General features: G+C 63.4%; 7 protein-coding genes and 1 pseudogene. 7 read left to right on the forward strand and 1 reads right to left on the reverse strand.

Features of this window, described 5'->3' with window-relative positions:
- Positions 1 to 121: 121 nt before the first annotated feature.
- From ACVW1C_RS32535 to ACVW1C_RS32560, 6 genes and pseudogenes are all read left to right on the forward strand, one after another.
- On the forward strand, positions 122 to 1,375 hold the full coding sequence (locus tag ACVW1C_RS32535) for a molybdopterin molybdotransferase MoeA (protein ID WP_456761759.1): 1,254 nt from the start codon (positions 122 to 124) through the stop codon (positions 1,373 to 1,375).
- 207 nt (positions 1,376 to 1,582) lie between these two features.
- The gene (locus tag ACVW1C_RS32540; RefSeq protein ID WP_456761760.1) at positions 1,583 to 3,280 is read left to right on the forward strand and encodes an NADH-ubiquinone oxidoreductase-F iron-sulfur binding region domain-containing protein; all 1,698 of its coding nucleotides are present in this window, start codon (positions 1,583 to 1,585) and stop codon (positions 3,278 to 3,280) included.
- 50 nt (positions 3,281 to 3,330) lie between these two features.
- Entirely contained in the window at positions 3,331 to 6,117 is a 2,787-nt protein-coding gene (gene fdhF / locus ACVW1C_RS32545; RefSeq protein ID WP_456761761.1) for a formate dehydrogenase subunit alpha, read from the forward strand.
- A gap of 576 nt (positions 6,118 to 6,693) precedes the next feature.
- Positions 6,694 to 8,335 (forward strand): annotated as a pseudogene (locus ACVW1C_RS32550) (arylsulfatase).
- A gap of 556 nt (positions 8,336 to 8,891) precedes the next feature.
- A complete protein-coding gene (locus ACVW1C_RS32555) occupies positions 8,892 to 9,971 on the forward strand; it encodes a SphA family protein (protein ID WP_456761762.1) in 1,080 nt (359 codons plus the stop codon).
- Between the two features lie 314 nt (positions 9,972 to 10,285).
- A complete protein-coding gene (locus ACVW1C_RS32560; RefSeq protein WP_456761763.1) occupies positions 10,286 to 11,080 on the forward strand; it encodes a dienelactone hydrolase family protein in 795 nt (264 codons plus the stop codon).
- Between the two features lie 258 nt (positions 11,081 to 11,338).
- On the opposite strand, the gene ACVW1C_RS32565 is transcribed toward ACVW1C_RS32560, so the two are convergent.
- Positions 11,339 to 11,875, reverse strand: coding sequence for a hypothetical protein (locus tag ACVW1C_RS32565; protein ID WP_456761764.1), 537 nt, complete (start codon positions 11,873 to 11,875; stop codon positions 11,339 to 11,341).
- An 89-nt stretch (positions 11,876 to 11,964) separates the two neighbouring features.
- Between ACVW1C_RS32565 and ACVW1C_RS32570 the strand changes: the two genes are divergently transcribed.
- A complete protein-coding gene (locus ACVW1C_RS32570) occupies positions 11,965 to 12,552 on the forward strand; it encodes an exopolysaccharide biosynthesis protein (RefSeq protein ID WP_456761765.1) in 588 nt (195 codons plus the stop codon).
- Positions 12,553 to 12,653: the final 101 nt, after the last annotated feature.

The following is a 12,653-nucleotide window of genomic DNA, read 5'->3' on the forward strand; positions in this document are numbered from 1 at the left end:
TCTCCGCCGCATCGCCGGAACTGCCAAGGATTCGTCAAGGATGGTCCGGCCTTGAGGATAACGCCGCAGTTCGCGATGTGGGTCGAACAAATCTTGTCGATGGCCGAGGACCGAGGACATCATGGCGCAGCTCTCCGACGACTGCTTCGCTTTCGGCGGACCGATGATGTCGGTCGACGAGGCCGTCGCGATCATCGCCTCGCGCGTCAAGCCTGTCGGTGAGACCGAAGCCGTTGCCCTGGTCGACGCCGACGGGCGCATCCTTAGCCACGACGTGGTAGCGCCGCTGCCGCTGCCGCCTTTCATGAATTCCGCCGTCGACGGCTACGCGGTGTCAGGTGCAGACCTGCAGGCGAGCGGCGAACGCGCGTTCCCCGTCGCCGGGCGCGTGCAGGCGGGAGCGCCGGCCGAGCCCGCACGGCCCGGCCGGGCGGTGCGGATCTTCACCGGTGCGCCGATGCCCGAGGGCACCGACACGGTGTTCATGCAGGAGGACGTGCGGATCGACGATGCGGGCAGCGTGATCCTGCCGTCGGGCCTGAAGGCCGGCGCCAATGTGCGTCCCGCCGGCGAAGACATTCCGCGCGGCCACGTCGCACTGGCGGCGGGTCGGCGGCTGCGGCCGCAGGACATCGCCGTCGCCGCGGCCTTCGGGCTCACCACGCTCGACGTGGTGCGACGCCTGCGTGTCGGGGTGTTCTCCACCGGCGACGAACTGGCCGCGCCGGGCACGTCTCGCGGCGAAGCGCAATTGTTCGATTCCAATCGCTTCATGCTGATCGCGATGTTGCGGCGGCTCGGTTGCGAGGTCGGCGATCTCGGCATCCTGCGCGACGAACGCGCCGGGCTCGCCGATGCGCTCAAGCAGGCTGCACGACGCTACGACCTGATCCTGACCACGGGCGGCGTCTCGACCGGCGAAGAGGACCACGTCAAGGCCGGCATCGAACAGGTCGGCTCGCTGGTGCTGTGGCGGATGGCGATCAAGCCGGGCCGCCCGGTGGCGATGGGAATCATCGACGGCACGCCGCTGATCGGCCTGCCCGGCAATCCGGTCGCGAGCTTCGTCACCTTCGTCCATGTCGTGCGGCCGACCGTGCTGGCGCTCTCGGGTGCGGTGCCGTCTGCCTTGCTGCCGATGCCGGTCCGTGCCGCCTTCAGCTACAAGAAGAAGAGCGGCCGCCGCGAATATGTCCGCGCTTCGCTGCGCCGGGCGGCGGACGGCTCGCTGGAGGCGACCAAGTTTCCCCGCGAGGGGGCCGGTCTGTTGTCGTCGCTGATCGAGACGGATGGGCTGATCGAGCTCGGCGAGTCCATCGTGCGGGTCGAGCCGGGCGATACGGTCGGCTTTCTCGGCTACGCCGACCTGCTCTGAGGCCGCAGGCGCGGTCGAGATCGCGCGAGCCGGCCGCTTGCGCGATTGGGAATTCAGATCGACCGATAGGCAAACATTAACAACGGCCTGCGCGGCAACCCGACGCTGCTAGAGGCATTCTAAATGTGCTTGCCTGTGGCATGCCAGAGAATAGAGTTGGCTGAATCGGCGCAACTTGCGCAAAGCCGGGTTCCAAGGCGAGGTTTCATGAGTGGAGACGACGTTCACAAGGTCCGCGCGTTCGAGCATCCCGGAGCAGGCAGGAAGCGGGCGAAAGCCACGCCCAAGGGACGTCAGGTCGACCCTGCGGCGGCTCATGAGATCGAGGCGCTGCTCGCGGACCGGCCGAGGCGTCGCGACCTGCTGATCGAATACCTCCATCTGATCCAGGACAAATACCATCAGATTTCGGCGGCGCATCTTGCGGCGCTCGCCGACGAGATGAGGCTGTCATTCGCCGAAGTGTTCGAGACCGCGACCTTCTATGCGCATTTCGACATCGTGAAGGAGGGCGAGCCTGATATCGCCCCGCTCACCGTGCGGGTCTGCGATTCGCTGACCTGCGCGATGCTCGGCGGCGAGAAGCTGCTGAAGGATCTCAAGAGCCGCGCCGGCCCCGGCATCCGCGTCGTGCGGGCACCGTGCGTCGGCCGATGCGACACCGCACCCACTGCCGAGATCGGCCACAACTTCGTCGATCATGCGGCCGTCAGCAACGTGGTCGCTGCGGCCAAGGGCGGCGACACGCATGTGCATCTCTCCCCTTACATCGATTGCGACGCCTATGTCGCCGACGGCGGATACCGGCTGCTGGCGCGCCTGCGCTCGGGCGAGCTGCCGCGGGAAGACCTGTTGAAGGCGCTCGACGATGCGTCGCTGCGCGGTCTAGGCGGCGCCGGTTTTCCGACCGGCCGCAAGTGGCGCGCCGTGCTGGGCGAGCCCGGTCCGCGGCTGATGGCGGTGAACGGCGACGAGGGCGAGCCCGGCACGTTCAAGGACCGCTACTATCTCGAGACCGATCCGCATCGTTTCCTCGAGGGCATGCTGATCGGCGCCCACGTGGTCGAGGCGCCGGAAGTCTACATCTACATCCGCGACGAGTACCCGGCCTGCCGCGAGATCCTTGCGCGCGAGATCGCAAAGCTTCCGCCCGGCGGTCCGACGCTGCATCTGCGGCGTGGCGCCGGCGCCTATATCTGCGGCGAGGAATCCTCGCTGCTGGAATCGATCGAGGGCAAGCGCGGCCTGCCACGGCACAAGCCACCATATCCGTTCCAGGTCGGGCTGTTCGGCCTGCCGACGCTGATCAACAACATCGAGACGTTGTGGTGGGTGCGCGACATCGTCGAGAAGGGCGCCGACTGGTGGAAGAGCCACGGCCGCAACGAGCGCCACGGCCTGCGCAGCTTCTCGGTGTCGGGACGCGTCAAGAATCCGGGTGTCAAGCTCGCACCGGCCGGCATCACCGTGCGCCAGCTGATCGACGAGTTCTGCGGCGGCATGGCCGACGGCCATACCTTGCAGGCCTATCTGCCGGGCGGTGCGTCCGGCGGCATCCTGCCGGCCTCGATGGACGACATCCCGCTCGATTTCGGCACGCTGGAGAAATACGGCTGCTTCATCGGCTCCGCCGCTGTCATCGTGCTCTCGCAGGCCGATGACGTCAGGGAGGCCGCGCTGAATCTGATGAAGTTCTTCGAGGACGAGAGCTGCGGGCAATGCACGCCCTGTCGCGCCGGAACCGAGAAGGCGGCGCTCTTGATGCAGCAACCGGTCTGGAACAAGGAACTGCTCGACCAATTGAGCCAGGCGATGCGCGACGCGTCGATCTGCGGGCTCGGTCAGGCGGCCTCCAATCCGCTGACCTCCGTGATCAAATATTTTCCGGACGGGTTTCGTCCGTAGCAAGCCGCCGAGTAGGGCGGGCCAAGCAGGCGAATTCGACGAGGATTTGAATGAGCAACGATCACAACTCCGGCCAGACGATCCAGTTCGAGCTCGACGGCCATCAGGTCGAAGCGCGGGCCGGCGAAACGATTTGGCAGGTCGCCAAGCGCCAGGGCACCGAGATCCCGCATCTCTGCTATTCGCCCGCGCCGGACTATCGGCCGGACGGCAATTGCCGCGCCTGCATGGTCGAAATCGAAGGCGAACGCGTGCTGGCGGCGTCCTGCAAGCGGACGCCTTCGGTCGGCATGAAGGTGAAGTCGGCCAGCCAGCGCGCCGTCGCGGCGCAGAAGATGGTCATGGAGCTGCTTGTCGCCGACCAGCCGCCGCGCGAGACCTCGCACGATCCGGACTCGAAATTCTGGCACTGGGCCGAGAAGACCGGCGTGACCGAGAGCCGCTTCCCCGCCACCGAGCGCTGGCACGCCGACACCAGCCATCCGGCGATGCGCGTCAATCTCGACGCCTGCATCCAGTGCGGCCTCTGCGTGCGGGCGTGCCGCGAGGTGCAGGTCAACGACGTGATCGGCATGGCTTATCGTAGTCACGGCTCGAAAATCGTGTTCGACTTCGACGATCCGATGGGCGAATCGACCTGCGTCGCCTGCGGCGAATGCGTCCAGGCGTGTCCCACCGGAGCGCTGATGCCGGCGGTGATGCTCGACGACAAGCAGACGCGCGTCACCTGGCCCGACCGCAAGGTGGATTCGCTGTGCCCGTATTGCGGCGTCGGCTGTCAGGTCACCTACGAGGTCAAGGACGAGAAGGTGATCTACGCCGAAGGCCGTGATGGTCCGGCCAATCACAACCGGCTCTGCGTCAAGGGCCGCTTCGGCTTCGACTACATCCACCACCCGAACCGGCTGACCAAGCCGCTGGTGCGGCTCCCGGGCGTGAAGAAGGATGCCAACGACCAGGTCGATCCAGCCAATCCCTACACCCATTTCCGCGAAGCATCCTGGGAAGAGGCGCTCGACCTTGCCGCGGCCGGCTTGAAGAAAATCCGCGACGAGAAGGGCGCCAAGGCGCTCGCCGGGTTCGGCTCGGCCAAGGGCTCGAACGAGGAAGCCTATCTGTTCCAGAAGCTGGTCCGCACCGGCTTCGGCTCCAACAATGTCGACCACTGCACGCGGCTGTGCCACGCCTCGTCGGTGGCGGCCTTGTTCGAGGGACTGAGCTCCGGCGCGGTGTCGGCGCCGTTCTCGGCCGCGGCCGATGCCGAGGTGATCTGGGTGATCGGCGCCAATCCGACCGTAAACCATCCGGTCGCCGCGACCTTCATCAAGAACGCCGCGAAGCGTGGTGCCAAGCTCTACGTGATGGACCCGCGTCGGCAGGCGTTGTCGCGTCATGCCACGCAGCACCTCGCCTTCAAGCCGGGCAGCGACGTCGCGATGCTCAACGCGATGATCCACACGATCATCACCGAGGGCCTGACCGACGAGCAGTACATCGCCGGTTATACCGAGGGCTATGACGAGCTGAAGGCGAAGATCCAGGAGTTCACGCCGGAGCGCATGTCGCCGATCTGCGGCATTCCCGCCGAGACGCTGCGCGAGGTGGCGCGTGCCTATGCTCGCGCCAAGTCGTCGATCATCTTCTGGGGCATGGGCATCAGCCAGCACGTCCACGGCACCGACAATGCGCGCTGCCTGATCGCGCTCGCCCTGATCACCGGCCAGGTCGGCCGCCCCGGCACAGGGCTGCATCCGCTGCGCGGGCAGAACAACGTGCAGGGCGCTTCCGACGCCGGCCTGATCCCGATGTTCCTGCCGGACTATCAGCCGGTCGGCCGCGACGACATGCGCGGCGCCTTCGAGAAGTTGTGGGGGCAGCAGCTCGATCCGGTGCGCGGGCTGACCGTCGTCGAGATCATGAACGCGATCCATGCCGGCGAGATCCACGGCATGTATGTCGAGGGCGAAAATCCGGCGATGTCCGATCCCGACTTGCAGCACGCGCGCCAGGCGTTGGCGAAGCTCGATCATCTCGTCGTGCAGGACCTGTTCGTCACCGAGACGGCGTTCCATGCCGACGTGATCCTGCCGGCCTCGGCGTTCGCCGAAAAGTCCGGCTCCTTCACCAACACCGACCGCCGCGTGCAGCTGGCGCGCGAGGTGATCAAGCCGCCGGGCGATGCGCGGCAGGATCTCTGGATCATCCAGGAAATCGCCAAGCGGATGGGGTTGCCCTGGAATTATGCCGGGCCGGGCGAGGTCTTCACTGAGATGGCCGAGCTGATGCCGTCGCTGAAGAACATCACCTGGGAGCGGCTGGTTCGCGAGGGCGCGGTGACCTATCCGGTCGACGATCCGGACAAGCCGGGCAATGAGATCATCTTCACGACCGGTTTCCCGACCGAGAGTGGCCGCGGCAAGATCGTGCCGGCCAAGGTGATCCCGCCGGACGAATTGCCGGACGACGAGTACCCGATGGTGCTGTCGACCGGCCGCGTGCTCGAGCATTGGCACACCGGCTCGATGACGCGCCGCGCGCAGGTGCTCGACCAGATCGAGCCCGAGGCGGTCGCGTTCATGACGCCGAAGGACATGCGCAAGAAGGGGCTCGCGCCGGGCGACTTCATCCGCCTCGAGACGCGCCGCGGCGCGGTCGAGGTCAAGGTGCGCGCCGACCGCGACGTGCCCGAGAACATGGTCTTCATGCCGTTCTGCTACGCGGAAGCGGCAGCGAATTTGTTGACCAACCCGGCGCTCGATCCGTTCGGCAAGATTCCGGAGTTCAAGTTCTGCGCAGTCCGCGCCGAGAAGATCGATATCCGGACGGCGGCGGAATAGCCGTCCGCAACGGAGCGCGGAGTGCGCGTGTGTCGCGCTTTGTCCCGGGATGGACATGGCATCATTGTGTGCAACACCCGCCTCAGCGCCTGCGGTGCGAGTATGCTGATGCGTCTGTACGCAATAGGCCTAAGCCGTTGGATAAGCAGGGCATTGTTGGGCTGAATCGTGACCCGCCCTACGGCGGTTGTATGTCTGACCTGACCACGCCGGTCGCAATCGCGTTGCCGGAGCGGTCGCGTCTATCGGTCGTTAGTCGCGTCCTCCGATTATACCGGAGATGCTCCAGCATTTCGTAGCGACCTGTCGAAAGCAAATACGAACAACTTTAGCTCCGATACGCTACTCCGTTGTTTTTGAGGGTATTTTTGAGCTCGGCCTGCCTCCCGCTTGGCGTGCATCTTGCGATCTAGAGGAAACGGCCAACCTCGTATCTTGCGATGCTCGTGGGTCGCTGATGGCCGATGCTACGAGCAATTGCTTGACCTAGATCAACGAGGCCGCGCCGGCCCAATCTAACGAGATTTCATGGGCATCGCTGTTTGGCCCGTCACAGGCAACCAGAGGTAGTCACGCATGAGTATTGTGCGAAGCATTCAAGGTGGTCTTTTGGCGGCCGTTGCCGCTGCGATCATGGCGGCGATGCCTGCATTTGCGCAGGCACCGGCGCAGAAGCCCAACATCGTTGTCATCATGGGTGATGACATCGGCATGTGGAATATCGGGGCCTATCACCGCGGTTTGATGGCTGGCCGCACACCCAACCTCGACAAGATCGCCAAGGAAGGCATGTTGTTTACCGACTATTACGCCGAGGCAAGTTGCACGGCAGGTCGGGCGAACTTCATCACGGGAGAACTGCCGATCCGCACCGGCATGACCACCGTTGGTCAGGCGGGTGCGTCGGTCGGGCTTCCTGCGGAAGCGGTAACCATCGCCACCGTGCTGAAATCGATGGGCTACGCCACAGGACAGTTTGGCAAGAACCATCTTGGCGACAAGAACGAGTTTCTGCCGACCGTCCACGGCTTCGACGAGTTCTTCGGTTATTTGTATCACCTCGATGCGATGGAAGATCCAGCGCATCCGAACTATCCGCAAAACCTGCTAAACGTCGTTGGTCCGCGCAACATGGTTCACAGCTACGCGACCGATAAGGATGATCCAACGGAAATGCCCCGCTGGGGCAAAATCGGCAAGCAGAAGATCGAGGATGCAGGCCCGCTCTATCCCAAGCGCATGGAGACGGTCGATGACGAAATTCGCGACCTTGCCATCAACTTCATGGACAAGGCCAAAGAAAGACAACAAGCCGTTCTTCGTCTGGCTCAACCCGACGCGGATGCACATCGTCACGCATCTCTCCCCCAAGTATGAAGCGTTGCGGAACGCAGAAAACGGCTGGTCGGAAGAAGAAGCCGGCATGGCCCAGCTCGATGACGACGTCGGTCTGGTGATGAAGAAGCTGAAGGACATGGGCGTTGACGACAACACCATCGTCGTCTTCACGACTGACAACGGCACCGAAGTCTTCACCTGGCCCGATGGCGGTCAGACGCCGTTTGCGCAGTCCAAGGGAACCGTGATGGAAGGCGGCTTCCGCGTGCCAGCGATGATCCGCTGGCCCGGCAAGGTGCCGGCGGACACGGTGCAGAACGGGCTCTTCTCCGGACTTGACTGGTTACCGACCTTTGTGGCGGCAGCCGGCAATCCAAACATCACCGATGAATTGCTGAAGGGAAAGGAAATCGGCGGTCAAACCTACAAGAACCATCTGGACGGCTATAACCAGCTTGATCTTATTACCGGCAAGGGTCCGTCTGCACGTCACGAAATCTTCTACCTCGGTGAAAGCACGGTAGGGGCGGTGCGTATTGACGACTACAAGTTCCGGTTCATCGACCAGCCTGCCGGCTGGGTGGGTGAAAAGACCAAGCCGGATGTCCCTTACATCACCAACCTGCGACTGGACCCCTTCGAGCGTACCGGCTGGCCGAACAATGGAACGAAGGAGGGTGGCCAGCAATACTTCGACTGGTTCAAGTACCAGTTCTGGCGCTTCGTGTTCGTCCAGCAGGTGATGGGCAAGACGCTCCAGACTTTCATCGAGTATCCGCCGATGCAGCGGGGCGCGAGCTTTAATCTCGACGCCGTCAAGGCGGAGATGGCGAAGCGGATGGAGCAGGCACAGGCGGCGAGCAAAGGCCCTGGCCAGTAGTACCGATGATGTTTACGGCGGGCGGCTTGCAAAAGGGCCGCCCGCCGTAACTTCGCTTAGCCACCAAGAAACCGACGCGGTCGCATCAGCCGTACACGAACCTTCGACCGAACGCGTTGCCACGGTCCGCCCGTATGACCTTCCATGACGGTCCTCACCAAGACGAAATCCGCAGCCGGTCCAATCGCTATTCGCGAGCATCTGGCTCAACAGTCAGAACTGTTCACTTCCCAACGCTTTTCACGAGGTAGCCGATCATCATGCGACCGACATGACCTTTATGACGTGCCGCGTCACCGAGACCACGCGTCACGCTGGCGAACAGCGAGAGCGGCGTGGCGCGCTACACATCCGAAGATGGCAAGCTGGCTACCAATGATGTCTATGGAAAGCCGATCACGCTCTCATCCTACTCTTTGTGCCAATCTAAAGATGTGACCTAAAAGCCTCATTCCAGATAGATCGACACATTCGGTGGAGGCTTGCCAAACGCGTCCTCGTAAGCAACGCCAATTAAGGAGCATAATCGACTCCCGACAAGAGCGAGGGACAAAACATGCAACACGAGACGTCACGGTTGAGGTCAAGTTCTGCGCGGCGGCAGTGGCAGTGGTGCGTTGGAATATTCACCGCTTTACTTGCATTTCCCTTCCAGATCGCTCGCGCTGACGAGAGCGGCATTTCTTTCTGGGTTCCGGGACTGTTCGGTAGCCTCGCGGCGGTCCCTCAGACTCCAGGCTGGTCCTTGGGCTCTGTTTATTACCATACGACGGTTGGAGCTTCGGGGGGCGTCGCCGCAGCAAGGGAGATTCAGATCGGCAGATTCACTGGGGCTGCCAATGTAAGCTTGAACGCAAATCTAAATGCGCAAGCCGACCTTCTGTTTCTGGCCCCAACCTATACCTTCGCAACTCCAGTGCTTGGCGGACAATTCGCGGTGGGCGTGACGGGGATATTCGGCCGAACCAGCACTACCATTGACGGGACACTGACGACGAATGTCGGCGGGCTCGCTGCAATGCGCTCGGGAAGCATCTCAGACGCGCTCACATCAGTCGGCGACCTGTATCCGATGATGACACTTAAGTGGAACAATGGCGTCCATAACTGGATGACCTACGCAACGGGAGATATTCCGGTCGGCGCTTATGATCCAAGCCGCCTCTCAAATATTGGGATCGGTCACGGCGCGATCGATGGCGGCGGGGGCTACACTTACCTTAACCCAGCGACGGGGCATGAGTTCTCCGGGGTCGCCGGCTTTACTTACAACTTCAAGAATCCCGATACACAGGTTCAGAGCGGCGTCGATTTCCACTTTGACTGGGGCGCATCGCAGTTTCTCTCGAAACAGCTCTTCGTCGGCCTTGTCGGATATGCGTATCAACAAATCTCCGACGATGTGGGTGGACATCCGATCCTTGGAGGGTTCAGGTCGCGGGTGCTCGGCGTTGGCCCGCAGATTGGCTATCTCTTTCCGGTCGGAAACATGCAGGGATACTTGAACCTGAAGGGCTATGGCGAATTCGATGCGGCCAATCGCCCATCCGGGTGGAACACGTGGTTGACGTTCTCAATTTCACCGGCCCCGCCCGAAAGTACAGTGACGCCAACCAGGCATTTGGTGACCAAGTAAGACTACGGAGCTCGACGTTCGTCGTTGGCCCTCTCGGTCATGCCAAGCTGCCTGTCGAATGGCCGGTGTCGCGGGTGAAGCGGACAGTTTCGGTTGCACGTTCCAAATTCCGAGTTTGACCAGGGCGAGATCCGCATCGTCGCTCACCCAGCGGTGACCAACCGCAATGTCGGCACGCTCGGCCTCGAGCCGGACGCCCGCGCATGTAAAGATCGCGCGCAGCCTGCGAGAACATCGGCACTGCTTTCAAAGCCTAGCGCGGGAATTGCTGGTATGCCAATGTAGTGTTGTGCCAAACCCGCAGGGAGATCAGCATGCGAACGATCATCGTCGGAGCACTTTGCGCCATCGCAATGGTCGCGAGCGCACACGCCGCGGTCAAGGAAGAGCCGATCACCTACACCGACGGCGAGACCACGATGAAGGGCTTCGTGGTCTATGACGACGCGACGAAGGCCAAGCGGCCCGGCATCGTCATGGTGCACGAATGGTGGGGCATCACCCCGCATATCCACAACGAGGCGCGGAAGTTCGCGGCGCAGGGCTACACAGCCTTCATTGCGGATATGTACGGCGACGCCAAGACCGCGGACAACCCGAAGGACGCCGGTGCGCTGTCCGGGTCGGTGATGAAGAACCCGAAGGTGATGGAGCAGCGCTTCAACGCCGCGCGCGAGCAACTCGCCAGGCAGGCTTCGGTCAATCCGCAGCGGATCGGCGCCGTTGGTTACTGCTTCGGCGGCGCGGTGGTGCTGAACATGGCGCGCGCCGGCGCCGATCTCGCCGCCGTTGCGGGCTTTCACGCGTTGCTCGGGCCCAACACGCCCGCGCCGGCGCCGGGCACCGTCAAGGCGAAAATCCTGATTCTGAACGGCGCGGACGACCCGTTCGTGACGCGCGAGCAGTATGATGCGCTGAAGAAGGATTTCGACGCAGCGAAGGCCGATTACCGGATCATCGAATATCCGGGCGCCGTGCACGCGTTCACGAACCCCGAAGCCACCGAGCTCGGCAAGAAGTTCAACCTGCCGCTCAGATACGACGCCAAGGCCGATCAGGAATCGAAGGCCGAAGCGGCCAAGCTGTTTGCCGCAAACCTTCAGAAATGAGCCAACGGGCCGCCGACAGAGTGCCGCAGCATTGACGACGGCAATCACCGATAGCCCGGAAACGATCAGGCATCAGCTTGCGCACGGCACCAGAGCGGATGTGGTGAGCGACTCAAAGTCGCCTGACGCAGCCAGGCGCCTGATCGATTTCCTTTCCTCCGATACCGATGTCTTGCGCGCGGCGGGCATGGAGCGGCCCGGCGGATAGGCCGCCGTCACGAACTGGTTGCGCTGATCGTGTGCTGATCGCGGCGCGGCTCAGCGATCCCTGGCGGCGGGTGCCACGTTGAGCGGCGCGCCACCGGTCGAAATCGGACCTGCCGGCTTTGGCGTCCGAACCGGCGGCGGCTTTCGGGGCTTCGCGGCAGCCTGTGCGACCGGTGCATGCGGCTGGTCGGCCGCTGCCGTGGCCGGCGGCGGCACAGGGGTCAGTGCCGGGCGCTGGAGCGCGTCGACCTTCGACGTCAGGCTCGCCAATTGGTCGACGACGGTCTTCAGCTGCTCCTGCTGGTCCGCCACCGACTTGCTGAGTGCGCCGATGTCATCCTCGAGCTTCTGCTGGGTCGCGAGCAGATCCGGCAACGCCTCCTTGTCGCCTGCGGCCACCTTGTCGCCGGCCGCTTCGTTGCCCAGGGACGGGACCAGCGGCGCGATCTGCGGCCAGGCGTAGACACCCCCGGCGCCCGCACAGGCGAGGACGACGATCAGCAGGAACCACGGCCAGCGGCGGCGCACGGCGGGAATCGGGCTTGACGGCGCATGGTGCTGCCATGCCTGGTCGGAATCGTTGGTCACCCATGCTTCCTAGTCTGCTTCGGCAGCTGTTGCAATCGATGCCGAGTCTGACCACTTTGGCATCCATGTCCCCTTCGTCCGGAGCCCCATTGGCCCCCACGCACACGTCCCAACTTCTTGAGGAACTCGTCGCTCAAGCACCGGACGGCCCCGTCGATCTCGAATGGCTCCTCAGCAACCTGGACAAGCGGTCGTTCGGCCTTCTCCTGCTGCTCCTGGGGCTGCTGGTCATCATCCCCGGCGTCGCGACGGTTGCGACGCTGGCGCTGCTGTTTCCGGCGGTCGAGATGATGCGTGGCCGCAGCGCGCCGTCGTTTCCGAGCTTCCTGTCGAAGCGACAGTTCGACTTCAAGCGCTTCAAGCGGTTCACCGTCCTCGTTCGTCCGATGCTGCAGGCGATCGAGCGCGTCAGCCGGCCGCGCTGGGACGCGCGTCGCGACGTGATCGACCGCCTCGTCGGACTGGTCGTGTTTCTGCTCGCCTTCTCGGCAGGCTGGCCGCTGCCTCTGGTGAACGTCATTCCGGGAATGGTGGTCGTCCTGATCGCGGTCGCTTACCTGCAGGAGGACGGCCTGCTGCTGACGATTGCGATGGCGGCTGCGCTGATCTGCCTGCTCGGGCTCGGATGGACGCTCTGGGCAACGTTCGGAGCCGTGATGAACTGGATGGGGCTGTGACGCTCGACGGCTAGTGCAGTTCGAAGTCCCGACTTCAGGGGTCGACATCTCGCGCGGGCTTGATCATGATCTCGCCGGACGTCGCGGCAAACAGCGACGCG

Source organism: Bradyrhizobium sp. USDA 4011, assembly GCF_054063415.1.